Here is a 22798-nt window from a genome sequence, read left to right on the forward strand (position 1 = left end):
ATGAGTCAGGAAAACAGCGCCCTGGGAATCGCAGAACGCTTCTTCGACGCCTACAACCGCGCGGACACCGAGGCGATGGAGCCACTCATCGCGGACGATGTCCGATGGGGTCATCACAACCGCTTCGCCGGCAGCGGCAGGGCGGGAATGCTCGAGAGCATCGCGAAGGTCGCCGAAAAGATGCCCGGGCGACGGTTCGGCGACATCATCCGGTGGGCGGGAGACGACCAGCAGCTCTACTGCGAACACATCTGGAGCGCGATCCCGGCTGCAGATGTGCCGGACTGGGGCTGGCGGAAGAACGTCCCGGTGACCTTCGAGTGCATCAGCTGCTTCCGGTTCGAAGACGGCCGCATCACCGAATGGTTCGACTACGGCTGAAAAATCCTCCACCGCACCCGGAAAGGACGACACATGAGTCAGGAAAACAGCGCCCTGGAGATCGCAGAACGGTTCTTCGACGCCTACAACCGCGCGGACACCGAGGCGATGGGGTCCCTCCTCGCGGACGATCTGAGCTTCGGCCATCACAACCGCTTCCGCGGCACAGGCAAAGCAAAGATGCTGGCCACGTTCTCACACTTCGCCGACCAGATTCCCGGACGTCGCTACAACCCCGTCCTCCGGTTCTCAGCGGGCCCGGACTTCATCTTCTGCGAACACACCTGGACCGGCGTACCGAAGGAGGACAGCACGGAGTGGGGCTGGAAAGCCGGCGAGGAGTTCACCGGCGAGGTCTTGACCGTACTCGGCTTTCGCGACGGCCTGATCACCGAGTGGTACGACTACGGCTGATTCGCTACGGCAAGGAAACCCAGTATGTATGGCTGAAGAGAACGAGGTTCTGATGTCCGAAGTACCGTTGGTCGACGTCCACGCGCACTATACGACCGCTGACTACATCGCCGACGCCAAGGCTGCTGGACACGCGATGCCCGATGGCATGCCTGCTGGATACTGGCCTTCATGGACACCCGAAGCGCATGTCGAGCTGATGGACCGATGCGGTATCGGCAAGTCCTACCTGTCGATGTCCTCCCCGGGGGTCCACTTCGGCGACGACGCCGCCGCTCACGAGCTGGCGCGGCGGGTGAACGACGCAGGCGCCGACGCCAAAGCGACCTACCCGGAGCGGTTCGGGCTGTTCGCCAGCCTTCCGATGCCCGATGTCGACGGGACGCTCGACGAACTCACCCGAGCCTTCGACGACCTCGACGCGGACGGCGTCATCGTCATGTCGAATGCGAATGGAACGTATTTCGGCAGCCTCGCCAGTCGTCCGATCCTCGAAGAGCTCGATCGGCGCAACGCCGTGGTCTTCCTTCATCCGACGTCTCCACCGGGATACCAGCTCGTCGATCAGGGCTGGCCACGGCCGATGATCGAGTTCTTTTTCGACACCGCGCGGGCAGTCGTCTCCTACGTCGCCAACGGTTTCACCGACGAGTTCAGCAACATCAAACTGATCATTCCCCACATGGGCGGCGTGATTCCCTTACTTACGATGCGCGTCGAGGCATTCCTGCAAGGAGGCGGACGGGCTCAGAGCCGGACGGTGCAGGAGCTGCTCGGTGACTTCTACTTCGACCTGGCCAGCAACATCGGCCCTGAGCACGTCGCCGCACTGAACTCGATCACCGGACCCGACAAGATCCTCTTCGGCAGCGACTACTGCTGGACGCCGCCAGAACCCACTCGCTTGCGTCTCGACGTCATCGACAAGCTTATGGAGACGCACCTCGCGGACTGGCGAGAAACGACTTCGCGGAATGCCGGGAAACTATTCGAATGCAACTGCACACCCGGCATCGGGAGCGCTGTCAGGAATTCGTCCGGAGCACGGCACGGTCAGCAATGGAGCGGACAATGAGCACACGGACCATCGATTTCGCTTCGGGCGGCGTTCGACTGAAGGGCGATCTCCACCTGCCGGACGACGCCACCGCACCGGTGCCCGCGGTCGTCTACGGTCCGGGATTCGGCGGTGTCAAGGAAATGCTGATCCCGTCCTATGCGAAGGCACTGAATCGGGCTGGGATCGCAGTGCTTGCGTTCGACTACGCGGGCTTCGGCAGCAGCGAGGGGCAACCACGCCAGCATTTGGACCTCGACGCCCAGCAGCAAGGGTACCGGGACGCATTGGATTACCTCATCGCTTGTCCCGGCATCGCTCCGGGGCGGCTGGGCGTGTTCGGCACCAGCATGTCCGGCGGGCACGCGCTGGCCGTGGCCGCGACCGACGCCCGGGTGCGCTCCACCGTCGTCCTCATCCCGTTCACCGGCCTGGATGTTTCGGCACAGCCGGCCGAATTGCTCACCGCTGCCGAGGAGGCTGCCACGCGCATGGCATCGGGTGAGCCGCCGCAGATGATCGCCAACAGCGGAAAGCCCGGTGAGCTCGCCGCCATGAACAGCGACGGCGCATGGGAATGGGTCGGACGAATGGCAGCAGACGCGCCGACCTTCCGCAATGTGGTCACCCTGGCCTCTCTGTGGAACGTTGCCAACTACCACCCCGCTACCGACGTGTTCGACATTTCCACGCCGGTTCACGCGGTGCTCGCCGTCGACGACGGAATCACCCCCGCCGCTGCAGCGCGCAAGGCACTCGAACCGATTTCCGGCGTGGAGATCGTGGAGTTTCCGCAAACCCACTTCGAGTTCTTCGACCACCACCTGCACGAGACCGTCGACCTCACGACACAGTGGTTCACCGCAGACCTCCTGTCGCGCTGAGGAAAGCCGCGTCCCGGTTTGCCACCAATTGTGGTAGACGACCTTCAACCGGGTGTACTTGAGCATCCCGTGCTTGCCATCCTCGCCACCGGAACCGGACTTCTTGTGGCCGCCGTGACAGGCGTGCGAACGAGTCGATGGGCATGATCGATATGGCTGGCCCGCCATGATCGGTCGGTGTCGCGGTGCCCGGTGAAGGACACCATGTCGGTGCCAAGATTCGTAACCAGAGCCGTGCCCACGTCATGCATCTTCCGGACCCCGGACACGCCGTAGTTCTCCTCGTGCAGCCGCGCGATCTCTGGTTTGATCGCACCGGATCACTTCGTCGTGGGACGGTCGAGCTCCTTGGCGAAAAACACCGACGCCGACTTCAAGATCTCATTCGCCCGCCGCAGCTCGGCGTTCTCACGCTTGAGCCGCTTGATCTCCTCCGCGGCATCGGTGGTCACGCCCGGCCGCTGGCCGGCCTCGACCTCGGAACAGCGCAGCCACACCCGCAACGTCTCGCTGTTGACCCCCAGCAGATCCGCGACGGGACGGATCGCAGCCATCTGGTTGGGGTGGTCCGGCAGCCCCTCAGCGAGCATCCGCAACGCCCGCTCACGCATCTCGGAGGAGTACTTCTTCGGCATCGTTCCCAATCCTGGCAAAGAGTCCGGAACGAAATCCAGGGCGAACCAGACGGCGTACCCCGCATCGTGCGGCTGCTCCGCCTGGGACACCGCGGCAAAGACACCGACGATCTTTACTCACATGAAACCGACCTGATGGTTGACCAGTTACGAAACGCCCTGCAACAACGCTGGGAGCAACATTTCACCTGGACCTGGGAAGAAACCCCAGGTCCAGACCAGGAAGCCGCATGAACTCTTCGGACCGGGAATTGTGGTCAGCACACCGTGCTCCCCAACTGCTCCCCGAACACACAAACGGCCCACCGACCAAGATCGTCGGCAGGCCGTTTGACCAGCATAGATACGGGGTGGGCGATACTGGGATCGAACCAGTGACCTCTTCGGTGTGAACGAAGCGCTCTCCCGCTGAGCTAATCGCCCCCGTGCGGTGTGAGTAGAACTCTAGCGGACGCCGTTTGGGCTCTGACAAACGGGTGGTCTTTGGGGCGCACGGTGCGCATCCGAGCGGGCACGGAGCGAACAACCGGGTGGTAATCAGGGTTGTCCAGGCCGGGCAGCGAGCCACGTCACCTGCGACATTGCAAACGCAACGCTGTTAATCGCGGACTTGACCGAGCAGTATGTACGAGGTGGACGATCACGAGGCCGGACACCGAGGCACGTGGGCCACGGGTGATGATGGAGACGCGACGGCGGGATGAACTCGTCCGGGTGATTTCGGGCCCGGTCGCGAGCGAATCGGCGCCCCGGCGCGTCACACCAGCAGTACCCGGCCGAGCGGGCCGTGGAGGGAGACGAAAGGTAAGACGATGCGTAACGATCACGTGACGCTCCGCTCGACGGCGGTGTTCGACCTGCTGGCGCCCAGGACACCCGCGGTCCCCGTGAAGGTGGAGCTGCGGTACGACACTCGCGACCCGTACGCGGTCGTCGCGGCCTTCCGCACCGGCCGCGCGGGCTGGGTCGAGTGGGTCTACGCCCGGGACCTGCTCGCGGACGGCCTGCTGGCCGAGGCCGGCGACGGCGACGTCCGCATCCGCCCCTCGGTGGAAGACCCCGAATCCGTGCTGATCGAGCTGAACTCGCCGTCCGGCCACGCCATGTTCGAGGCCTCGGCACAGGAGCTCGCCGACTTCCTCGACAAGACCTACGACGTCGTGCTGCCCGGCAACGAGCATCTGTGGGTCGACGTCGATGACGCGCTGACCCACCTCATCCCCCACGATCTGGGCTGATGACACCCAGCGACGGTAAAGGGCACCCCCCTGTGATCGCCGTTTCCGGCGTCGGATATGGTTTTGCCACACCACGACGACAGGGTAAACACCTCGGAGTCGAGCGGTAACGCGGACGTAGCGCAGCTGGTAGCGCATCACCTTGCCAAGGTGAGGGTCGCGGGTTCGAATCCCGTCGTCCGCTCGGAGGAGCCCACTCGGGCCCGTACGGTGGAGTGGCCGAGAGGCGAGGCAACGGCCTGCAAAGCCGTGTACACGGGTTCGAATCCCGTCTCCACCTCGCGCGATTAGCTCAGCGGGAGAGCGCTACCTTGACACGGTAGAGGTCACTGGTTCAATCCCAGTATCGCGCACCAGCTCAGCCCCCATTCCGAAGCCTCGGAACGGGGGCTTATTGCTGATGAGTACCTAACTGAGTACCTACGCCTCGCGCTCCGTAGGGAAAAGACCATCCATCGCCGTTGCTCCCTCGACCATCACCGGCGTGATCTGATGCCTGTAGATCATCTCCGTGACGGCCGTCCCCTTGTGCCCGACGAGGCGCGATATCTGCTCGATCGGGACGCCGCTGTCCGACAGCAGGGACACGAAGCTGTGCCGTAGCTCCCGGGGCGTCCACTCCCCCGGTTCGAGCCCAGCCTCCTTGGCGATGAGACGGAACGCCCGGCGGACGTTTCCAGCCGCCAGCTCGCCGCCTGTGCGCGTGCTGAAGACAAGGTCCTTGTCTTCCCACTGTGTGCCCGCCCGTTCCCTCGCCTTGGCCTGAGCCGTGCACTGTGCGGTGAGCACATCGACGCACCGCTTCGGCATTGCGAGCGTGCGGCGCGAAAGCCGGGTCTTCATGTCACCGGTCGCGCGCACCGACCGCCAGACTCGAATGCTCGGCAAAACGGGCGGGTCCCCCTCTGGGGTCCCAGTTAGGTCGACGTTCGCCCAAGTCAACGCGCGCATCTCTTCGGTCCTCGCCCCGGTCAGCAATGAAACGACCACGTAGGCCCGAATCGCGGGTGTCCGGAACCTCATGGCGGCTCCAAGAAGCGATTCCGCTTGCGCCATTGTCAGGGCTTTCGACGGTCGCCCTCCGAGTCCAGTCGGGCAAGCACAGAGCAGCACGACATTGCGCTTCACCTTATCGCGCGCCTGGGCACGAGAAATGACCTGCGAAAGGAGCGAGCGAACTCGCTGGAGCGTCGACGTACTCAACACATTCGCGCGGTCAGCGAGCCATTTGTCCACCTCCTCTGCCGTCAACTCTTGTAGCTTCCTGGCTCCGAGAAAAGGCTTGATATGTGTTTCAACCATGGTTCGGCGATTTTCTTTCGTGCTGTCCGCACGCCCCACGAGTCCATACGCGAGCCAGTCATCAACAGCGTCGGTAACTGTGAAATTGACAGCCTCCGTCAGCAACCCGTCTGCGTGCTCGCGCCGAAGGTTGTCCAGTAGATTCCGGGCCTCGGTCTTCGTGCGCGCGCTACGCCGACGCATGATCCGTTTCCCAGCGGGGGTGTATCCGATCGTGATCGCTGCAACCCACCGTTGCCGCGTCTGATCCCAGGAAAGTCCCCCGTCGCCTCGACTACGCCGCTTGGTCAATGCACTCCCCCGCTTCCCTCATTAGCAGTTCTACGTATTCATTAATTGCCTGCAATGGGACTAGCCGCGCGCGTCCTTGCTTGACTGTTAATAGGCGACCAGCTCGAATTTGTTCATAGATGACAGAGCGGCTCATTGAGAGAAGCTTCATAGCCTCCGGAATCCGGTACAGATGTCGCTGAGGTAGCGCCTCGAAATTCGGCGTCCCTGCGGTTTCCATTTTCGCGTCTCCCTGGCATCGCAGTATCGGTGGCAGGCGACGTCCATCCGGTCCTCCTATCGGTGTCGGGTTGGGCAGCGAAGTTGGCGAACTTGCGAATTTTGGGCCTGAGCAGCGGCTTTGCTGAGACCAAACTTCGCGGGCGCGAACTTAGGCCTACACCTTTGGCCTGGTCAGCGGCTAAGTTCGCAAGTTCGCTGTATTCGCGCCGTCAGGGGCGCGGGCGGTGTAGATCTCCGTACCGCGACCAGGCTTGCCATCGGCGCGGGGCCGCGTAGCGCGGTTGATCAGCCTGGCGTCGGCGAGCTGGGCGAGCATCGCATTGATCTGTTGGGCCTTGGTGTGCCCACCAAAGAACCCGGTAGTGATCTCTTTCTTGGTGCGCCCGCCCGGTCCAGCTTCGGCTATCCACGCAACCAACCGCGCCGGGGTCTGCGTGTCGGTGAAGATCGCGCGCGCGGTGTCGATGGAGTACCGCACCAGCGCAGCAGCGGCGTGCAGGTGCGCGGGGTGGATGACCGGCTCGCCGTCGAGGGCGGCGTGGATGGCAGCGATCCGCAGGCAGTTCGGCACGGCGCGCGAGATGAATTGCTCCACTTGGGGTCGTTCATTGGTGTCGGTGCTGAAACGGATGTAGAGCGCCCGCCACAACTCGGCGGCCTCGCCGGTGAAGCCAAGCGTGCCGAGCTTGGCCCCTGCGGCCAGCCGGTCCGCCAGCTCGCCGCCGAGCTGGCGCAACACGTCGGGGTCAGCGCCCTGGCTGAACGGCAGAAACTTCGACCGCGCCACAGCCAGCGGCAGGAAGCGGTTGTACGTCCCGCCCGCAAGGTCGGAATCGGAGACCTTCGCGCGGAACTCTTGAGGTGTGATGTGGGCCAGGATGCCGACGTGGGAGTTTGGGGCGACGCGGGCGGTGACAGTGAGGGTGGATAGGTCCCCGCCCTCCCAGGCGGAGCGGAGGATAGCGGACAGACTGTTGCCCTCGCGGCGCATCTTGGCCATCACGCCGCCCCACTCGGCCTCCATCACCATCAAACGCAGGTCCCGCCCCTCCGCATCGGCCGGGTCCTCGTCTTCCTTAATAGCGAACCTTTCGGCCAGCCCCTCTCCGGAGGACAAACCGGACTTGATGTTGGCGCGGTTGAACTCCGTGTCGGCCGCGTCGAGCAGGCGCCGCGCAGTGGACCACGAAGTCCCCTTGCGGCCGGAGGAAGTGCGGCCCACGATGAGCGGCCACACCAGCAGCGGATGAGGGTCGTCTCCGGCCCGCACGTGCGGCCCCTGCCCCAGATGCACCCCGGCGGCACACAGCAGCGACGCCAGCACCGCAACCGGGTCCGCCTCAGTAGTAGCATCCAGCTTCGACACGAGGTGGCCGAGATAGCAGTCAAGCGCGGTCTCATCTAACGTCGGCAATTCCGCACGGGCCTGCGCCACCTGGGTGATTGCCTCGGCTTCGGCGACATCCGTGGTCGCCGACGCGGCGATGGTGGGCAGGGCGCGCAGCGTGCGAGCGGGGTGTGACATCAGGCGGCCTCCTCCGTAGGGGTGGTCTGGGGTTGGTGGCCAATGAGCGGGGCGAGGATCGCGGCCGCGAGCGGTGGCGGGACGGCGTCGCCGACTTGGCGGTATTGGGCGGATTTGGTGCCCTGCCAGGGGTAGTCAGGTGGGAAGCCTTGCAGGAGACCGGCTTCGGCGACGGTGACACGGCGGCGGCCCTGCCCGTCGAACTCCACGAACTCCACGGCGTTGGCGCGCTGGCCGAAGAACACGGTGCCGGCGGGCTCATCGAGGGTGCGTGCGCAGGCGTTGTCCTGGCTGCCGTTGCGCATCACCCAGTGCCCGACCTTGCCGGTGATCGTGGTCGCCGGTTCGCCGGGTTCGCGGATGGTGCGGGTGCCCGCGTCGCCGCCGTCGCTGTAGTTCGAGCGCAGCGCCCACGCCGCGACGTTGCCGGTGAGCGTGGGCGAGGGCGCGGCGCAGCCCCGTTCGTACGGGACGGTGCGGCCTCGGCCGACGCGGCTGTTGTTGCCGGTGGACACCGTGACCTGGTGCAGGTGCTGGCGGGCGGCGTGGTTGCCGAACACCTCCGCGCCGCCGCTGTCGGTGCCGCCCGCGGTCACGGTCCAGGCCGGACGCACGGGCAGACCCCACCCGAGCGCGTCGGCCATCGACACCGGGGCCGGGAGCGGGTCGCCGAACAGGTCGGGCTCGGTCTCGGCGACATGGCCGCTGCGGTACTCCTGGTGCGTCGGCGCCGGCGGCTCGACCGGCAGGCCGTCACGGCGGGCGATGAGGATCGCCCGGCGGCGGGTCTGCGGTACGCCGTAGCACTCGGCGGCCAGGATGCCGCACCACGCCCGGTAGCCCAGCTCGCGCAGGAGTTGCGCGGCGTGCCGCCACAGCGGCAGCACGGGCGGAACCTGTTCCAGGGCGACCCAGCGGGGCCGGAGCGCGTGGACGTAGCGCAGGGGTTCGGCGGTGAGCTTGGAGCGTTCGTCGGCCCAGCCGTGCTCGCGCGGGGTGCGGCCGCGGGCGAAGGCGGTCATGCGGGCGAACACGGCGGGCTTGTCCCGCTCCCCGGCCCGCTTGCCCGCGGTGGAGAAGGCCTGGCACGGCGGGGACATGACCACTCCGGTCACCGGCCCCAGCGCGGCGGGGTCGAGGGCGGCGACGTCGGCGCGGGTGCGGTGGTGTCCGGCGGCGCGGGCGGTGGCGCAGGCGTTGGCGTCGATCTCGAACGCGCTCACCCGGCCCCGGTACCCCGCGAGACGCAGGCCATGGGACCAGCCGCCCGGACCGGCGAAACCTTCTACGATGTGCTCGGTGCTGCTCATCAGGCGGCCACCTCCAGGCGGGTTGTGGGCTCGGCGGCGGCGCGGTAGCGGCGCCACAGGTCGTCGATGGCGCCGGTGTCGTCGGCCAGCTCGCGCAGCAGGTCGGTGGGTGCGGTGTCGGCGGCCTGACGGAGCCGGTCGGCGTGCGCGGTCAGGGCGCGGCGCCAGGCGGCTTCCAGCACGGCGGCTTTGAGGTGCTCGGCCAGGGCTGCGGGTGGGGCGTCGCGGTAGGTGTCGAACAACCACTGCGCGAGTGCTTCCCGCCGGGTGCGTCCCGGTGCCTGCCCGGTGGTGACGGCGTGGGTGTAGAGCACGACGGGGGCGGGGTCCTGGTCGCGGGCGAGGACCTCGATGGCCAAGCCGAGCACGTGGGCGGCCTCGGGGTCGGCGAGGTCGTTGGCGTGCATTTCGGCGAGTACGCGCCGGGCGGGGCCGGTGGGGAGTTGCAGGAGACAGCCGAGGAGCTGGCGTTCCGGGTCGATCAGCGCGGCGGTGGCGGTGTCCATCGAGCACCTTCCAAGATCGTGCGACTTGCAGGAGCGGTTACTGTCTGTGGCGACTGCTGGGCGTGGTTGGTGAGGGCTAGGGGCGGTGCCGTGGTGCCGCTAGCCGGGGTGTGGCGGTGTTTGCGCTGGTCAGCGTGCGGGTGGTCTAGGCGGCTAGGGTGCTGGTCAGCGGGGTTGTGGGTGTCTAGGGTGGGGGTCTAGGTCTAGGGGCGGCCCGGTCTAGATCGCGGGCCGCCCCTAGCCCACCGATGGTTACGCTCCGTTGTTTTTGGTGGTGGTGCTGCGGACCTGGTTCAAGGCCTCGCGGCTGTAGCCGTTGCGGTTGTTGCCCTTGCCGGTGGCGGGGTCGGTGGACCACACCTGCCGCGGTTTGACGCCGTAGGGCTTGAGGGCGGTGGCGAGGTTGGCGGCGGTCCAGTTGCCGTACTGGGCAGGCCGCAGCTCGGCGAGGCGGGAGACGATCACTTCGGACCACAGCTTGTCCTCGCCGCGCTCGAACACGGCCAGGGTGTCGGCGAGCGGGTCCAGCCGGGCGGCCTCGATGTCGACGGTTTCCCCGGCGGCGTAGCCGGTGATGTTGCCTGCTTCCTCGCGGCGGCGGCGGGCACCGGCGGCGATTTTCTTGGCGTCGGTGGCATCCTTGTACACCGAGCGCACGATCTGGGCGTCCTCCCCTTCGCCGACGAGGTAGCCGATGCCGCGGTCGGTGCGGGCGAACATCGTTGCCCGGACACCGTTTTTGTACTGCGAGGTGCCCAGCACCATGTCGTTCGCGGTCTGGCCCAGGACCTTGAGGCAGTAGCGCAGGATGGCGTTGTCGGCGATGCCGGTGGGCAGGGACTTCGCGTCCGGCCGCTGGGTGGCCAGGATCAGCGTGATGCCCAGCGCGGGGCCGCGCTTGACCAGGTCGGTGCAGATCTCCTCGAATTCCTTGCCGTGCTTGGGGTGTTCGAACCACACCTGGCACTCGTCCACCCCGACCACGATCGGCGCCAGCCCGAGGTCGGTGCGGGCGGCCAGCTCGGGGGTGACCTTGTTGTCCGGGCACACCGACTCGGGCAGGGACCGGATCACCTTGGTGCGGCGCCGCATTTCGATGCGCAGCTTGCGCATCTCGGCCAGCATCACGTCGATGTCCTCCGGGTCATCACCGACGCCGTAGGCGTGCGCGCAGGGCGCGATGGGTGAGAGGTCGCCGGTGCCTTTGAGGTCGTAGGCGTAGACGATGGCGCGCGGGTCCAAAATCGCGATGAGCAGCAGTTCCCGCAGGGAAACGGTCTTCCCCATTCGCGGCACCGCCCCGATCACGGCGGAGACGAACATCAGCGTGACCGGCACCCACCGGCCGCGCTGGTCGGTGCCGAACGGTTGCGGCTTGAACAGGTCCACCACCGCGCCGGGCTTGGCCAGCGGCCAGTTCGGCTGACGGGACTTGGACATGTCCTTGTCGCCGACCCAAAGCACCAACCGTCCTTCGTGGACCTTGCCGTCACCTTCGGGCCACACACAGCCGATCTGGCGGCGCAACGCCGACGACAGCTCCTCCCGCTTGGCGATGACATCGCCGGCGGTCACGCCGAGCGGCAGGTTGACATCGGCGCGCCACCCGTCCCCGTCGCGGGCAATCGGCGAGGGGAACTCGATGCGCTTGCCCTTGGTGTAGGCCTGATTCAGCGCCCCGATCCCGAGCGAGCACAGGGCGTCCTCGACCATCTGCGAGGTGAGTTTCGGGGTCTTGGCCGCGTCCACCGCGCGCCCCGCGACGGGCTTGTCGGCGGGGGCACCCCACCAGCCCAGCGCGCACAGCGCCGAGATGAGCAGGGTCCAGTTCCAGAACGTGGGCAGCACGGACAGGCACACGTACACCACGGCGATCAGGGCGAGCAGCCCCAGCCACACCGGCAACATGCGCTTGCGCACGGCCTCGTTGCGGACCTCGCGCAGTTTCATGTACTCGCCCACGTCGGCGCGGTCGCGGGCGGCCATGCGCACCGGCTTGGACTCCGCGTCATACACCCACCGGTGCAGCCGGGCGACCAGGCGCCCGAGCGCGCCGAACGAGCGCAGGAACGCGGTCGGCACGTACACCGGCACCCGCAACGCGTGAAACGCGGTGGTGTGGGCGGCGTAGCGCACCAGGTACTTCACGCGGGAACGGAACTCCTCGGCGGAGGTCAGCCACTTGGCCACCAATGGCCGCGCGGTGGCATCTCCGATGGTTTCCCACCAGCTGCGCGAGGCATCCGGCGGATCCACCGGCACCCGCGTGGCGGCGGGCTGGTCGTCCACGATCTCGGCGTCGATCACCTCGGCCGCGGTACCGAGTTCGCGGCGGTCCTGAAACGGGATCTCCTCCGGCCTCGCCGCGCTATCCGGGCGCAGCGTGAACGGCACCACGTTGCCGTTCACCGCGGTCTCGTCGGTGTTCACGGACTCTCCAGTCGGGTTGTTCACGGGCTGCTGGTCGCCGGTATTCATGGGCTCCTCGGACTTGCTGCGGCGGACGGGCTCAGGCTGCTCGGTGGGCAGGGACATCAGGCGGCCTCCTCACGACGGGCGGACTCGGGTTCTGGACTCGGCTGGACCGTCGGGACTGGTGCCGGGGTGATCTCGGCGCGCAGGGTGTCGGCGACGTTCTTGCTGGTCCCCCGCGACACCTCGGGCACCACCTGCCGCACCCATGCCGGGGTGATCTCAATGCCCGGTGCCCACGCCGCGCGGGCCTCGGCGACGTAATCGCCGAGCAGCTTCCGCCCTGCCCCCGCCCGCGCCTTGGGCTTGGACACGCTCGACCGCGTGGGCCGGTGAACGGGTGGGCTGGTCGGTTCGTGAACGGGCGCGGGCGGGGTGTCGTGAACGCGCTCGGGCACCGGCTCTTGAACAACATTCATGTAATTTGTGAACGGGGTTGTAGGCGCGTGTGGTGGAGTGTTCACTGGAGGTGTCGCGCCGGTCGAGACCCCGCTAGCGCGACCCCGATCAGCACGGTCAGCGGCGGCGGCATGGACGGATTCGGTGAGCCGGTCCCGCAGCACCGGGGCGGTCTCAGCGGCAAGGAACACCAGCACCGGCGGCACCGAGTGCAGCACCACCCCCGCCGGATGCAGCACGGCCCAGGACTGCCACGTATTCATCACATACGTGGCCAGGAACGCGAACCACTTCGTCCGATGCGGCCACACCCCGGTCTGCACCTGATACCGCGCGGTGATCTGCTCCGCCCGCAGCACCGCCACCAGCACGAGCGAGACCATCGGGTCCAGCAGCCACGCCGCCAGCCACGCCAGCGACCACGGCCGCGCCCCGGCCGCAGCGAAGGTCTGGACGTTCACCATCGTGAACGCCAGCCCCAGGAAGATCCCCACCCACACCAGGGAATCCACAAAGGACCGGACCTTCTCCACCCGCAGCGCGATCACGTCCGGATGGTTGGACAGCGCCCGCACCTGCGCGGCCGCCTCGGCGTCCTGCCGGAGCTTCTCGGCTGTTGACAGTGGCACATGCCGCGCATCCTGAGGCGCCGTAACAGTTTCGGTGCTGGTCATGCGGAGTCACCTCCGGTGCGCCGGGTGTAGGGGTTGATCGCGGTTTTGTGGTCGAAACCGGTGCGGCTGCGGTCGTGTTCCGCACCGTCGCGGCAGGTGGCCAGGCACCACGTGTGTGCAGCGATGGCACACAGCTCGCCGCACCGATGGCCAGCTGGGAGCACGCGGAGCACGAAGCATCGGCGACCGCAGTAGCGGCAATACGAACCCATCAGTGGTGCCCCCTTGTGGTCGTGACGATCTCGGTCACCACGAGCAGCCGCGCCACCGCCGCCCCCGCGAACAGCGCGGGCACGATCAACGCGATGAACAGGACGGTGGTGTTGTGCCAGAACGTGATGACCAGCCATTGCAGGCCCACGATCACCGCCGCGGTGAGCAGCGTCCGCAGGGCGTTGCCGGTCATGCGGGTGACCTCACGGACACCTTTGCGGGCCTTGAGAGCCGATTTGCGGCCCGACCGCCACGTCGCGAACAGTCCGATCACGGCCAGCGTGCCCAGGACGTAGAGCACGGTGTGAGACATCAGGCCACCCCCTTCCACGAGTGACGGGCACCCTCCACGCGAGACGGTGCGGGCCGCAGCGGGATCACGTTGCGCGGCAACACATCGGTCTCGGTCGCGACGGGTGTGCCAGTCAGGTAGTCGTGCAGGTAGTCATTCGCCGCGAGCATCCCCAGCCGGTAGCGGCACGGCTCGCACGTGCGGTGCGCCTTCGGGAGTTCGGCGTAGCCGGTCTCCCCGCACTCCCGGCACGTCCGCCGCGCCGTCATCGCCTTCTCCAGCGCCGCCCGGCGGGCCGGGGTCATCGGCCGCACCGGCTTCGCCTCGGCGACCAGGTAGAGGTTGGCGTAGACCTTGTTCGCGGCCTTGCGGCACCGGAAATACATGACCGCTGCCGGGGACTGCCCGCCCGGCCGCAGCCCCATCGTGCGCAACTGCCGGCGGGTGGCCAGCTTGTCCCGCGGGGCGATGCCGTAGGACAGCAGGGTCACCCCGTCGAGCAGACCGCGGGTGAACTCCGGCCGCTCCGACCACGGCACCGGGCGCAGATCCCAGGGATACTGACGACCACTCATGCCGCACCACCCCCAGCCAGCAGCGCGAACTCACGCTCCCAGTCGATCCGGGCCGACTCGCCGCCCGGAGGCACCAGCGCCTCGGTCTTGGCCAACGCGGCGGCCACGGGCCTGCGGCGGAAGGAAAACCGGGCCAACCCGGTCGGTGAGGACACCGTGATCCAGAACCGCCAGGGCCGCTCCGCGTCCGGACCGATCAGCACGTCCCCCGCCCCGGCGGCCACCGTGCCGAGTCCGGCGGGCAACGACAGGCCGGTGGTGAGCAGGTCGCGTGCCAGCTCCCAGCGCACCCACTGCTCGGCACCAACCGCGAAGTCCAGCAGCACCGCATACGGGTCATCCACGGAGTAACGGAACTTGACCTTGACCGGGCGTAGCTCGATCACCGCACCCGAGCAGACCTCCAGCTTCGCCCACAACGGGATGTTCAGGCTCCGGGGCCGCATCAGCGCTCACCCCCGAACACCACGCGCACTCCGTTGCCACGCAACAGGTCAACGGCGTCCGCGAGTCCGGCGGCGGTCCCCTCGCCCGCCTGGAACGCCTGGTAAGCCAGGCGTTCCAGCTCACACGCCCACTGCTCGCGTGCCTCGGCCAGCGCCGCGGTGATCGCATCACCCACGACACGGTTCATCCGGTAGGGATCGGTGCCTACCATGGGGTCCTCCTCCGAATGGTCAGATACGGGCTGGATGGGGAGTCCCGGCGCGGCGTGCGCGTTCTTGGCGGAGTGAGCCGCCGCGCCGGGGTCAGTGATCACAAAGTGGGTCATGATTCGTGCCTCCTGTCAGGCGAGTACGGACAGGACCAACGCGACCGCGAGCGCGGCGCCGCCCACGATGAGCAGGTTCACCGCGTGCTTGAGCCGGGTGTGTTTGTCCACCGCGATCCCGCCGAGCAGGCACACGTCCTCCGCGACCACCTCGGCGGCGTAGGTTCCGGCGTCCAGCAGCACCGCCGGTCCGGCGTACGTGGCGTGCAACCACGTGCCCGGCGTCGGGACCTGCCACAGCTTCGGCCGGATCGTGCCCAGCAGCACCAGCACCGCCCCGAAAATCGGCACAGCGGCCAGCCACAGCGCGGCCAGCGCAGCCGCAGGCATCCCGGTCTTGGCCAGCGCCACCACCCCGGCCAGAGCGACACCCACGACCGACAGCAACGTCGTGGCCTTGGTATCCACCCGGCGCAGCTCGTCCCGTACCTGCTCATGCGCCCGCAACGCCAACGGCGAAGCATCCACAAACTGGCTCATCACGCGGCCTCCCCCTGGTCGAACCGGTGAATGCGCGCTAGCACCACGTTCGCCTCGACCAGCGACAACGCGTCGCGGACCGCCCGACGCTGGGCGCGACGCGCCCGCTCCACATCTGCGAACGGACGCAGAATGCGTCGTCCTGCCGTGCGCGCCTCGGCCGCCAACTCGCGGTCAACCTCATCAATAAGCGCATCGATCTCCGCAGCCTCGGCCGCCATTTCTTCCTCCTTGTTGGTCATCCAGATGTCCTGGTCAAAAGCCAGATCGACCGCCGCGCGGGCCTGTCGATTCGTGATTCGTGGGGTCTTCATGGGCTCCTCGTCTCAACTTGATGATGACGCATATTAACTTAAGTCAGAATGAGTCATCATGTCGCTCCGCTATCCGGGTGAACTAAGTCAGTAGTGGTCATCCCCCGCTATGCTCGGCGGCGTGACGAGCGAAGAGCCGGGCCTTGCGCGCTACGAGCAGGTAGCCGAAGCCATCCGTCGAGCCATCCGTAACGGCACCCTCTCCCCCGGCCAGCAATTGCCGTCCAGCCGCGAGCTGGCGAAAGAGCACAACGTCGCCATGAACACGGCCCAACGCGCCGTCAGCACGCTTCGCGATGAGGGTTGGCTGGTTGTCCGGCCCACGGTCGGCGCCTTCGTCAGCAAGTCCCCGCCAGCGAGTGCAGAGGACCTGCGCGAGACAGTTGCCCACCTGCAGGAGACAGTCGCCGAGCTGGCCACACGACTCGCCGACGTCGAGGCCGCCATCAAAACGCCTGCCGAATGAAGCTGACGAGACCGCTTATGACCTCTTCGCCGAGCCCCCAAAGCTCCTTAAGCCAGTGGGCCGCATCGCTGGGGAACTTGACCACAATCACCAAGAGCGCGACCACGATCACTCCGCCGACGAGCTTCCCCATCGCGCCGCCGCTGTTGCCGACTAGCGCCTGCAGCGGATCCTTCTTGCCCATCGGAATCTCCTCACGTCGTCCCTCTGCTGTTCTTGCCCTCGACATCAAGAGTCGTCCGAAGTTGGAGTTCCGAGTAGATGAGCCGGGGGTGAGCCGATCACACCTCTTCCGGCTCACCCACCGCTGACCAGGCAAAACGCAGTAGTTAGGGAGTCGCATGGGGGACGGAGCGGAGCAGGAGACCAAGCTCAAGCGCGCTCGGACGGCGGCTGGCTGGTCTCAGAACGAGGTGTGCAGGCGACTGAGCAGGGCGCGCCGTGTGCGCAACCAGATGCCACCGAAGCCTGAGAGCATCCTCCGCCAGTACCGCTGGTGGGAGCAGGGCAAGAAAAGGGCGACCGAGTGGCAGGCGGAACTCTGTGACGTGTTCAACGCGTCGCCGCATGCGCTCGGCCTGGTTGAGAATGACCCGTCGCCGTCACCGCTCATCGTCTCGACTGCCGCCCCGACGGTCGCCGACTACGGGGACGCGGCCTACCTGGACAAAGCCCGTGGCGATCTAGCCCGCCTCGTCGCTCTCGACAACCGATTCGGCGCTGCAGATATCGTGCGCATGTCGTACAAGTTTTTTAAGTCGTTGCAGAACCTTGTGGGCACCGGCGCTTACGAGCGCTCGCTAGAAAAGGAATTCAATTCACTTATTGGCGAGGTTGCGGAGCTTACGGGCTGGCTTGCGTACGACGCAGAAATTCACAAGCTGGTCCGACTCATGAACAACGAATCGCTGCACTATACGCGACTCGCCGGTGATCGGAGCATCGAACTCCTCACCCTTCAGAATTCAAGTATGCATGCTGGAGCACTAGGAAGACCGGGCGAGGCACTCCAAATCGCAACGTCCGTGCTTGCTGGAAACTACAAGCTCTCGCCTCGACTCCGCACGCTCTTCTTGACGCGGAAAGCCAGGGCACTCGCACAGGCTGGTGACGAATCTGCCATCGGACTCTTTGACGAGATTGAATCGCTCTACCTCGAAGGCGTCGAAGAAGGAGACCCGCACTGGGCGTGGTGGATCGATGAGCGTGAGCTGGCTTGGCATAAGGCGATGGCCACGCAAGCACTGCGGCAAGACGGCCTTGCGATCGTCGAATTCGAGCATTCCGTGGAAGCCACAGCAGCAACCGAAACACGGAGCCAATATCTGCATCGCGCCTACCTGCTCCAAGCGCAAGTAGACGCGGCATTGTGGGATGATGCCGAGGCGACCATCAAGTCACTACTCCCCCTAATTTCAGAGGTCGAGTCAACACGCACGAAGGTGCTCCTGCGTGACGCGATTGCACGGGTCGCGGCACACAGCAGGGTTCCAGGAAAAATCGAGAGCGGAATCGCTCAGCTGGGAATAGCGTTAGACGAATCCGACTTGACGGAGGCATGGTGAACCACGACGAACTGAGCGCGCTCGCCGACCCCACTTTTGAACAGTATTTCCTGGTCTCCCCTGAAAAGCTTCAGATGCTCTTCGATGCTGCGGGCATCCGCCCTGATGACAGTGTCCTTGAAGTTGGGGCAGGAGCCGGAACGGTCGCCCGCCACATGCCTCCCTGTAGGACATTGACGGTGGTCGAACTCGACTCACGTCTGATCGACACACTGAGACATGAAGTACCGCAGGCCACGGTCGTACAGGGCAATGCCCTGCAGATAGTGCCGTTGATCCCACACGACGTGCTGATCGGCAACTTGCCCAACGTCGTCACGGAAGCACTGATTGACATCCTTCCAGAGCTACCGTTCCGCACCGCTGTACTCGCCGCAGGTCGGCATACAGACTTCTCCCGGCTACAGTCGACGTTCGACGTCAGCGAGGTCACGACCATCAGCGGCGAGGACTTTCGGCCACCCCAGCCGAGTGTGTCACGAATCGTGCGCGTCGCCCGACGCGGGAGATGAGCTGCCGTGGCGACTGACTGATTGTCAACCTTGGTCCCCTTCAGATGTCACGTTCGGCACTAGCGCGCTGACGTCACAGCAGGAAGGCTCCTCCCCATGGCGTGGACCTTTCGCGTGGTCGAACTCGACAGCGACCGTTGGGCCTGCCGCTTTGGTCTCCATGAGTACGACACTCATCGAGGGATGGACGACGCGATCAATCACATCCGGGCTCTCGCGAAGAGTCGCTCACCAGCCGAAATTCTGCTTCATCGACGTGATGGCAGCGTGCACAAACTGGACCCGGCACGCCACGCCGCCGCTGAGGCTCGCAAGCTCGACGCCACGGGCGAGGGTTTCGAAAGTGCGCACCGCCTGGACCTTAGACTGCGGCGCCATGCTGGGGGTGTGGCGGTCTTGTCGGTGATCGGTGAGGTCGATCTGGCCACGCTGCCGCAACTGGAGGACGCCCTGACCAGGGCGCTGGTCGAGAAACCCACGCAACTGGTGGTGGACCTGTCCCAGGTGGCATTTTTCGGCTCGGCTGGCCTGAGCGCACTGGTCCAGGCACATCAGCAGGCTGCGCAGCACACTCGCATCGCGGTCGTGACCGCCCTCCCAGGGCCGGGGGCGACGTCGTCCCCGGCGGCAAAACCGCTGCTTGCCACGGGCTTGGAACGCGACCTGGACGTGTATGCCACGGTCGAGGACGCGCTTGCCGATTGCTCCTAGCCCGCGGGACAGGAGCACGCGAAAGCTACGAGTATCCAACTGAGTAGCAATCGCGCCGCACAAACCCGGACAAACACGGACATCAGCGGATACTCATATCATCGCCCATGACGCCCCTGACCTGCGCAAACGAGGGTGAAAGTTCCTTGACACGGTAGAGGTCACTGGTTCAATCCCAGTATCGCGCACCACCTTCGAACCCTGTCTTCCACTGCGGAGGCAGGGTTTTTCGCTGTCGTAGGCGTCCAGATTGGACGCTCGCCGCCGTGCCCGGCCGCGGCTGGGGAGATAGCCTCATCCCATGGCCGACGAGAAGGACCCGCGCGCACCGGTAGGCACAGGAAAACGCGCCGGCCTGCTGCACTACGAACTGCTCGGCTGTGCCCGGCGCGGGCATGTGCTGGTGGGGCGCGACGCCGCACAGATCCGCCCCGAGGACGCCATGGTCGTCCGCGAGCAGGACGGGCTGCGCTGGCACCGCTGCCTGCGTTGCGACGCATGGCTTCCACTCCCGCCAGGGGAACCGCGACGCGAGTTCTGCCCCGGACCCGACGAGGTGGACGTCCCGCTGCGCGGTCGCCTGCTCCGCGACCGCTACGTGCTCCGGCTGATCGCGCTCGATCGCGCGCTTCACTTCCTGGTACTCGCCGTGCTGGCGATCGGGATCTTCGCGTTCGCGCGGGAACGGGCCACGCTCAGCGGGCCGTTCTTCCGCATCGTCGACGCGATCCAGGGCGGCGTCGGCGGGCGGACGGGCAGTTCCGGCCAAGGCATGCTGGGCGAGCTGACCAAGGCGTTCAACGCCCGCGGCACGACGCTGTCCCTGATCGGGTTGGTCATCGCCGCCTACGCTCTGCTGGAAGGTGTCGAGGCGGTCGGGCTCTGGCTCGGACGCCGATGGGCCGAATATCTGACCTTCATCGCGACGACCGTGCTGCTGATCCCCGAACTGTACGAACTGACGCACCGGGTGAGCGCGCTGAAGATCGTCACCCTGATCGTCAACCTGCTCGTCGTCGCCTACCTGCTGTTCGCCAAGCGCCTGTTCGGCCTGCGCGGCGGAGCGCGAGCCGAGGCCCAGGAACGCGCCCGCGACGTGGGCTGGCCCGCGCTCGAACACGTCCTGCCCGGGCCGGTTCAGCGCACCTGACCTGCCGCCTCCAGCGCCGGAACCAGCGGTTCGAGTGCGGCGCGCAGCAGATCGGGCAGTGAGCCCGACACCACGACGAGGCCATCGGCCTTCGGGACCGGCCGCAGCCACTGCTCCAGCGCGACACGCACCGCCGCGGCGACACTCGCCGCCAGCACGCGCGCCGCGACGGCGTCCTCGATCCGCTCGGCGAGCGCGCCGGCCAGCGGATCCTCCATCGCCGTCGCGGTGTGGACGTAGACCTCCCGCAGGGCCGCCTGCGTCGTGATCAGCAGCAGCGCCTCACTCCCCCGCTCCCTCGGGTCGGTGTACTGCTCCACGACCGCCTCGACGACGGCTTCCGCGAGCCCGCCCCCGGACCGCGCGGACACCGCCGCCGCGACCCGCTCTTCGCGCTCCGCGGTGACGGCCGCGACGATCGCGTGCTCCCGGCTGGGGAAGTAGTTGTTGTACGTCCGCGGCGAAACACCGGCCGCATCGGCGATGTCGTCCACACGCACGTTGTCCGGCCCGCGCTCCAGCGCCAGCCGCAACGCCGCCTCGCGCAGCGCCTGCCTGGTCGCCTGCTTCTTCTGCTCGCGCAACCCCACCGCACCAGCATTCCAGTTCAACTGCGCGCACGCAAACTTGCGCGCGCGCACTTTTTCTGACTAGTCTCCGTCCCATGCGAACCACAGGCATCAGTTACGACACCGGTTTCGTCCGCGACGGCGGGTATTCCCGGGAGCACTTCGATCCGGACGTCGTCAGACGCGAACTGACGATCATCCGCGACGATCTGCACTGCACCGCGGTGCGACTCATCGGCGGGGACGCGCCGCGGCTGGAACTGGCCGCGAACATCGCCGCCGATCTCGGCCTGGAGGTCTGGTTCTCGCCCTACCCGCTCGAACTGGGCACCGAGGACATGCTCGCGTTGTTCGCCGACTGCGCCGCCCGCGCGGAGCGGCTGCGCGGGCGTGGCGCCGAGGTCGTGTTCGTCGCCGGCGCCGAACTCAGCCTGATGGCGAAGGGCTTCCTGCCCGGCGACACGGTGGACGAACGGCTCGGGTCGCTACTGGGGCGGCCGGATCACCTGCCCGCACTCATCGGCGAGGTCAGCGAAAAGGTCAACGCCTTCCTCGCCGACGCGGTGACCGTGGTCCGCGCACACTTCGGCGGCAGGCTCACCTACGCCGCCATCCCGCTCGAACGCGTCGACTGGGCGCCCTTCGACATCGTGAGCGCGGATCTCTACCGCACGGCCGAGACCGCCGGCCAGTTCGCCGACGGTGTGCGAGCCCTTGTCGCGCAGGGCAAACCGGTGGCGATCACCGAGTTCGGCACCACGGCGCGCCGCGGGGCCGCAGACCTGGGCGGACGCTGCATGGAGATCGTCGAGTACGACAAGCGCACGGGTGCGCCGCTGCGGCTGGACGGCGAGTACGAACGTGACGAGCAGGGCCAGGCCACCTACCTGCGCGAGCTACTGGAGATCTTCGACGCCGGCGGCGTCGAGGCGACGTTCGTGTTCCTGCTGGCACTCGACGGCTTCACGCACCGGCCGAGCGGCGATCCGCGCCAGGACCTCGACCTGGGCAGCCCGGCCATCGTCAAGATGCTCGAGCACGGCACCGGGGACACCTATCCGGACCTGCCGTGGGAGCCCAAGGCCGCCTTCCGCGCGGTCGCGGAGTACTATCGCCCCTGACGATTGTCCATAGTGGACATCGGCCGCCACCGTTCGGCCAGCACCGCCATCTCGTAGGCGACCTGACCGAGCTCGCAGTCCGGCGTGGCGAGCACCACGAGGCAGGCCTCGCCACGCATCGGCATCACGATGAGGGTCCCCCGGTCCATCCGGACCACGGTCTCGGTGACCCCGCCCGCCTGGAACTGCCTGGCCACGCCCTGGGTCAGGCTCAGCAGGCTGGACGCGGTGGCCGCGAGCACGTCGGCCCGGTCGACCGGCAGCCGGCTGGAGCTCATCATGACCAGACCCGCCGGCGACACCGCGAGCGCATGCACCACACCGCGCACGCGCGCGGCGAGCTCGTCCAGTGGTCCCCCGAAACCGACGGCATGACCGCGTGTCATCGGACCACCTCGCCGTGGCCCGATGCCCGGTCATCCTCGACGAGCAATCGCTTACTCACCGAGGTTCGAGGTGCGCGGGCGAGAGGGGAAGTGAGCCCAGTGGACGTCACGGTCGCGGTGCTCCTTATCCGGCTGATCGTAGGGGTCACGATAATCGCGCACGGAGTCAACCACTGGGGCGGCGGTGGCGGAATCGCGGGTACCGCCGGCTGGTTCTCCGGGCCCGGCCTGCGCCTTCGCACGTTACAGGCCCGACTTCCCGCCGTCACAGAAACCGGCGCCGGATCGTTATTGACTTTCGGCCGTTGCACGTCAGTGCCGTGCAGGGCGGTGATCTCGGTCATGCTCACGTTCGCGTTCGG

27 protein-coding genes, 4 tRNA genes and 2 pseudogenes are annotated in these 22798 nt (G+C 66.8%); 15 read left to right on the forward strand and 18 right to left on the reverse strand.

All coding sequences use genetic code 11. The annotated features are described in order from the left end of the window. From HFP15_RS44150 to HFP15_RS16075, 4 genes are read left to right on the forward strand one after another with little or no spacing between them, the layout of a single operon-like run. Positions 1 to 381 carry a nuclear transport factor 2 family protein gene (locus HFP15_RS44150; protein ID WP_281355579.1) on the forward strand — a complete coding sequence of 127 codons (381 nt, stop codon included), beginning with the start codon at positions 1 to 3 and terminating at the stop codon, positions 379 to 381. Between the two features lie 33 nt (positions 382 to 414). After that, the gene (locus HFP15_RS16065; RefSeq protein ID WP_168516271.1) at positions 415 to 795 is read left to right on the forward strand and encodes a nuclear transport factor 2 family protein; all 381 of its coding nucleotides are present in this window, start codon (positions 415 to 417) and stop codon (positions 793 to 795) included. Between the two features lie 28 nt (positions 796 to 823). After that, positions 824 to 1870: an amidohydrolase family protein gene (locus HFP15_RS16070; protein WP_210717332.1), complete on the forward strand. Its 1047-nt coding sequence runs from the start codon at positions 824 to 826 to the stop codon at positions 1868 to 1870. Next, the gene (locus tag HFP15_RS16075; RefSeq protein WP_168516273.1) at positions 1867 to 2736 is read left to right on the forward strand and encodes an alpha/beta hydrolase; all 870 of its coding nucleotides are present in this window, start codon (positions 1867 to 1869) and stop codon (positions 2734 to 2736) included. Before HFP15_RS16070 ends, HFP15_RS16075 begins: the two co-directional genes overlap by 4 nt. 315 nt (positions 2737 to 3051) lie before the next feature. Here HFP15_RS16075 and HFP15_RS16080 read toward each other — a convergent pair. Further along, positions 3052 to 3371 (reverse strand): annotated as a pseudogene (locus HFP15_RS16080) (transposase); the annotation flags it as partial. Between the two features lie 351 nt (positions 3372 to 3722). Continuing rightward, a tRNA-Val gene (locus tag HFP15_RS16085) sits at positions 3723 to 3794 on the reverse strand. A 389-nt stretch (positions 3795 to 4183) separates the two neighbouring features. Between HFP15_RS16085 and HFP15_RS16090 the strand changes: the two genes are divergently transcribed. The 4 genes from HFP15_RS16090 (at position 4184) to HFP15_RS16105 (ending at position 4965) form a co-directional block, all read left to right on the forward strand. After that, positions 4184 to 4609, forward strand: coding sequence for an SsgA family sporulation/cell division regulator (locus tag HFP15_RS16090; protein WP_168516277.1), 426 nt, complete (start codon positions 4184 to 4186; stop codon positions 4607 to 4609). A 111-nt stretch (positions 4610 to 4720) separates the two neighbouring features. Next, positions 4721 to 4793: transfer RNA gene (locus HFP15_RS16095), tRNA-Gly, on the forward strand. A gap of 25 nt (positions 4794 to 4818) precedes the next feature. Continuing rightward, positions 4819 to 4889: transfer RNA gene (locus HFP15_RS16100), tRNA-Cys, on the forward strand. A 1-nt stretch (position 4890) separates the two neighbouring features. Further along, positions 4891 to 4965: transfer RNA gene (locus HFP15_RS16105), tRNA-Val, on the forward strand. A 64-nt stretch (positions 4966 to 5029) separates the two neighbouring features. Here the strand turns inward: HFP15_RS16105 and HFP15_RS16110 are convergent. From HFP15_RS16110 to HFP15_RS16170, 13 genes are all read right to left on the reverse strand, one after another. Beyond that, positions 5030 to 6094, reverse strand: coding sequence for a tyrosine-type recombinase/integrase (locus tag HFP15_RS16110; RefSeq protein WP_246271735.1), 1065 nt, complete (start codon positions 6092 to 6094; stop codon positions 5030 to 5032). Between the two features lie 91 nt (positions 6095 to 6185). After that, on the reverse strand, positions 6186 to 6422 hold the full coding sequence (locus tag HFP15_RS43500) for a helix-turn-helix domain-containing protein (protein ID WP_168516281.1): 237 nt from the start codon (positions 6420 to 6422) through the stop codon (positions 6186 to 6188). A 180-nt stretch (positions 6423 to 6602) separates the two neighbouring features. Next, positions 6603 to 7949: a DUF3987 domain-containing protein gene (locus HFP15_RS16120; protein WP_168516283.1), complete on the reverse strand. Its 1347-nt coding sequence runs from the start codon at positions 7947 to 7949 to the stop codon at positions 6603 to 6605. Next, on the reverse strand, positions 7949 to 9259 hold the full coding sequence (locus tag HFP15_RS16125; RefSeq protein WP_168516285.1) for a DNA cytosine methyltransferase: 1311 nt from the start codon (positions 9257 to 9259) through the stop codon (positions 7949 to 7951). The genes HFP15_RS16120 and HFP15_RS16125 overlap by 1 nt, the downstream gene beginning before the upstream one ends. Further along, a complete protein-coding gene (locus HFP15_RS16130; RefSeq protein ID WP_168516287.1) occupies positions 9259 to 9765 on the reverse strand; it encodes a hypothetical protein in 507 nt (168 codons plus the stop codon). Before HFP15_RS16130 ends, HFP15_RS16125 begins: the two co-directional genes overlap by 1 nt. A 252-nt stretch (positions 9766 to 10017) precedes the next feature. After that, on the reverse strand, positions 10018 to 12300 hold the full coding sequence (locus HFP15_RS16135; protein ID WP_246271736.1) for a P-loop NTPase family protein: 2283 nt from the start codon (positions 12298 to 12300) through the stop codon (positions 10018 to 10020). Next, on the reverse strand, positions 12300 to 13310 hold the full coding sequence (locus tag HFP15_RS16140) for a hypothetical protein (protein ID WP_168516289.1): 1011 nt from the start codon (positions 13308 to 13310) through the stop codon (positions 12300 to 12302). Before HFP15_RS16140 ends, HFP15_RS16135 begins: the two co-directional genes overlap by 1 nt. A 211-nt stretch (positions 13311 to 13521) precedes the next feature. Then, positions 13522 to 13836 carry a hypothetical protein gene (locus HFP15_RS16145; RefSeq protein WP_168516291.1) on the reverse strand — a complete coding sequence of 105 codons (315 nt, stop codon included), beginning with the start codon at positions 13834 to 13836 and terminating at the stop codon, positions 13522 to 13524. Then, positions 13836 to 14390 (reverse strand): RRQRL motif-containing zinc-binding protein, encoded by a 555-nt coding sequence (locus HFP15_RS16150; RefSeq protein ID WP_246271737.1) that lies wholly within the window; start codon positions 14388 to 14390, stop codon positions 13836 to 13838. The genes HFP15_RS16145 and HFP15_RS16150 overlap by 1 nt, the downstream gene beginning before the upstream one ends. After that, positions 14387 to 14836: an SsgA family sporulation/cell division regulator gene (locus HFP15_RS16155; protein WP_168516293.1), complete on the reverse strand. Its 450-nt coding sequence runs from the start codon at positions 14834 to 14836 to the stop codon at positions 14387 to 14389. Before HFP15_RS16155 ends, HFP15_RS16150 begins: the two co-directional genes overlap by 4 nt. After that, on the reverse strand, positions 14836 to 15048 hold the full coding sequence (locus HFP15_RS16160) for a hypothetical protein (RefSeq protein WP_168516295.1): 213 nt from the start codon (positions 15046 to 15048) through the stop codon (positions 14836 to 14838). Before HFP15_RS16160 ends, HFP15_RS16155 begins: the two co-directional genes overlap by 1 nt. A gap of 129 nt (positions 15049 to 15177) precedes the next feature. Continuing rightward, complete coding sequence (locus HFP15_RS16165; protein WP_168516296.1) at positions 15178 to 15642, reverse strand: Pycsar system effector family protein; 465 nt, start codon at positions 15640 to 15642, stop codon at positions 15178 to 15180. Further along, positions 15642 to 15956 carry a hypothetical protein gene (locus tag HFP15_RS16170; protein ID WP_210717333.1) on the reverse strand — a complete coding sequence of 105 codons (315 nt, stop codon included), beginning with the start codon at positions 15954 to 15956 and terminating at the stop codon, positions 15642 to 15644. Before HFP15_RS16170 ends, HFP15_RS16165 begins: the two co-directional genes overlap by 1 nt. Before the next feature lie 121 nt (positions 15957 to 16077). On the opposite strand from HFP15_RS16170, the gene HFP15_RS16175 reads away from it, so the two are divergent. After that, on the forward strand, positions 16078 to 16422 hold the full coding sequence (locus tag HFP15_RS16175; protein ID WP_312871614.1) for a GntR family transcriptional regulator: 345 nt from the start codon (positions 16078 to 16080) through the stop codon (positions 16420 to 16422). Here HFP15_RS16175 and HFP15_RS16180 read toward each other — a convergent pair. Then, positions 16403 to 16606 (reverse strand): hypothetical protein, encoded by a 204-nt coding sequence (locus HFP15_RS16180; protein ID WP_168516077.1) that lies wholly within the window; start codon positions 16604 to 16606, stop codon positions 16403 to 16405. The two genes, HFP15_RS16175 and HFP15_RS16180, sit on opposite strands and share 20 nt — an antisense overlap. A gap of 259 nt (positions 16607 to 16865) precedes the next feature. Here HFP15_RS16180 and HFP15_RS16185 point away from each other — a divergent pair, with 259 nt between their 5' ends. From HFP15_RS16185 to HFP15_RS16200, 4 genes are all read left to right on the forward strand, one after another. Next, entirely contained in the window at positions 16866 to 17987 is a 1122-nt protein-coding gene (locus HFP15_RS16185) for an NsdA family TPR-like regulatory protein (protein WP_168516300.1), read from the forward strand. After that, positions 17984 to 18499 (forward strand): rRNA adenine N-6-methyltransferase family protein, encoded by a 516-nt coding sequence (locus HFP15_RS16190; protein WP_168516302.1) that lies wholly within the window; start codon positions 17984 to 17986, stop codon positions 18497 to 18499. The genes HFP15_RS16185 and HFP15_RS16190 overlap by 4 nt, the downstream gene beginning before the upstream one ends. 114 nt (positions 18500 to 18613) lie before the next feature. After that, positions 18614 to 19210, forward strand: a complete 597-nt coding sequence (locus HFP15_RS16195) for an STAS domain-containing protein (RefSeq protein WP_312871615.1) — start codon at positions 18614 to 18616, stop codon at positions 19208 to 19210. A gap of 301 nt (positions 19211 to 19511) precedes the next feature. Then, positions 19512 to 20360, forward strand: a complete 849-nt coding sequence (locus HFP15_RS16200) for a DUF2127 domain-containing protein (protein ID WP_168516306.1) — start codon at positions 19512 to 19514, stop codon at positions 20358 to 20360. On the opposite strand, the gene HFP15_RS16205 is transcribed toward HFP15_RS16200, so the two are convergent. Then, entirely contained in the window at positions 20348 to 20971 is a 624-nt protein-coding gene (locus HFP15_RS16205) for a TetR/AcrR family transcriptional regulator (protein WP_246271738.1), read from the reverse strand. The genes HFP15_RS16200 and HFP15_RS16205 overlap by 13 nt on opposite strands. Positions 20972 to 21024: 53 nt before the next feature. Between HFP15_RS16205 and HFP15_RS16210 the strand changes: the two genes are divergently transcribed. After that, the gene (locus HFP15_RS16210; protein WP_168516308.1) at positions 21025 to 22050 is read left to right on the forward strand and encodes a glycoside hydrolase family 113 protein; all 1026 of its coding nucleotides are present in this window, start codon (positions 21025 to 21027) and stop codon (positions 22048 to 22050) included. On the opposite strand, the gene HFP15_RS16215 is transcribed toward HFP15_RS16210, so the two are convergent. Beyond that, complete coding sequence (locus HFP15_RS16215) at positions 22038 to 22436, reverse strand: roadblock/LC7 domain-containing protein (RefSeq protein ID WP_246271739.1); 399 nt, start codon at positions 22434 to 22436, stop codon at positions 22038 to 22040. The genes HFP15_RS16210 and HFP15_RS16215 overlap by 13 nt on opposite strands. Between HFP15_RS16215 and HFP15_RS42815 the strand changes: the two are divergent. Further along, positions 22422 to 22784: pseudogene (locus HFP15_RS42815) on the forward strand (DoxX family protein); the annotation flags it as partial. The gene HFP15_RS16215 and the pseudogene HFP15_RS42815 sit on opposite strands and share 15 nt — an antisense overlap. Positions 22785 to 22798 lie beyond the last annotated feature (14 nt).

The sequence above is a fragment of the Amycolatopsis acididurans genome (assembly GCF_012328925.1).
GTDB classification, from domain to species: Bacteria; Actinomycetota; Actinomycetes; order Mycobacteriales; family Pseudonocardiaceae; genus Amycolatopsis_E; species Amycolatopsis_E acididurans.

Coding starts and splice junctions, on each gene's coding strand:
- HFP15_RS44150 (WP_281355579.1), top strand. CDS start 1: ATGAGTCAGGAAAACAGCGCCCTGGGAATCGCAGAACGCTTCTTCGAC.
- HFP15_RS16065 (WP_168516271.1), top strand. CDS start 415: ATGAGTCAGGAAAACAGCGCCCTGGAGATCGCAGAACGGTTCTTCGAC.
- HFP15_RS16070 (WP_210717332.1), top strand. CDS start 824: ATGGCTGAAGAGAACGAGGTTCTGATGTCCGAAGTACCGTTGGTCGAC.
- HFP15_RS16075 (WP_168516273.1), top strand. CDS start 1,867: ATGAGCACACGGACCATCGATTTCGCTTCGGGCGGCGTTCGACTGAAG.
- HFP15_RS16090 (WP_168516277.1), top strand. CDS start 4,184: ATGCGTAACGATCACGTGACGCTCCGCTCGACGGCGGTGTTCGACCTG.
- HFP15_RS16110 (WP_246271735.1), bottom strand. CDS start 6,094: ATGCGTCGGCGTAGCGCGCGCACGAAGACCGAGGCCCGGAATCTACTG.
- HFP15_RS43500 (WP_168516281.1), bottom strand. CDS start 6,422: ATGGAAACCGCAGGGACGCCGAATTTCGAGGCGCTACCTCAGCGACAT.
- HFP15_RS16120 (WP_168516283.1), bottom strand. CDS start 7,949: ATGTCACACCCCGCTCGCACGCTGCGCGCCCTGCCCACCATCGCCGCG.
- HFP15_RS16125 (WP_168516285.1), bottom strand. CDS start 9,259: ATGAGCAGCACCGAGCACATCGTAGAAGGTTTCGCCGGTCCGGGCGGC.
- HFP15_RS16130 (WP_168516287.1), bottom strand. CDS start 9,765: ATGGACACCGCCACCGCCGCGCTGATCGACCCGGAACGCCAGCTCCTC.
- HFP15_RS16135 (WP_246271736.1), bottom strand. CDS start 12,300: ATGTCCCTGCCCACCGAGCAGCCTGAGCCCGTCCGCCGCAGCAAGTCC.
- HFP15_RS16140 (WP_168516289.1), bottom strand. CDS start 13,310: ATGACCAGCACCGAAACTGTTACGGCGCCTCAGGATGCGCGGCATGTG.
- HFP15_RS16145 (WP_168516291.1), bottom strand. CDS start 13,836: ATGTCTCACACCGTGCTCTACGTCCTGGGCACGCTGGCCGTGATCGGA.
- HFP15_RS16150 (WP_246271737.1), bottom strand. CDS start 14,390: ATGAGTGGTCGTCAGTATCCCTGGGATCTGCGCCCGGTGCCGTGGTCG.
- HFP15_RS16155 (WP_168516293.1), bottom strand. CDS start 14,836: ATGCGGCCCCGGAGCCTGAACATCCCGTTGTGGGCGAAGCTGGAGGTC.
- HFP15_RS16160 (WP_168516295.1), bottom strand. CDS start 15,048: ATGGTAGGCACCGATCCCTACCGGATGAACCGTGTCGTGGGTGATGCG.
- HFP15_RS16165 (WP_168516296.1), bottom strand. CDS start 15,642: ATGAGCCAGTTTGTGGATGCTTCGCCGTTGGCGTTGCGGGCGCATGAG.
- HFP15_RS16170 (WP_210717333.1), bottom strand. CDS start 15,956: ATGAAGACCCCACGAATCACGAATCGACAGGCCCGCGCGGCGGTCGAT.
- HFP15_RS16180 (WP_168516077.1), bottom strand. CDS start 16,606: ATGGGCAAGAAGGATCCGCTGCAGGCGCTAGTCGGCAACAGCGGCGGC.
- HFP15_RS16200 (WP_168516306.1), top strand. CDS start 19,512: ATGGCCGACGAGAAGGACCCGCGCGCACCGGTAGGCACAGGAAAACGC.
- HFP15_RS16210 (WP_168516308.1), top strand. CDS start 21,025: ATGCGAACCACAGGCATCAGTTACGACACCGGTTTCGTCCGCGACGGC.
- HFP15_RS16215 (WP_246271739.1), bottom strand. CDS start 22,436: ATGACACGCGGTCATGCCGTCGGTTTCGGGGGACCACTGGACGAGCTC.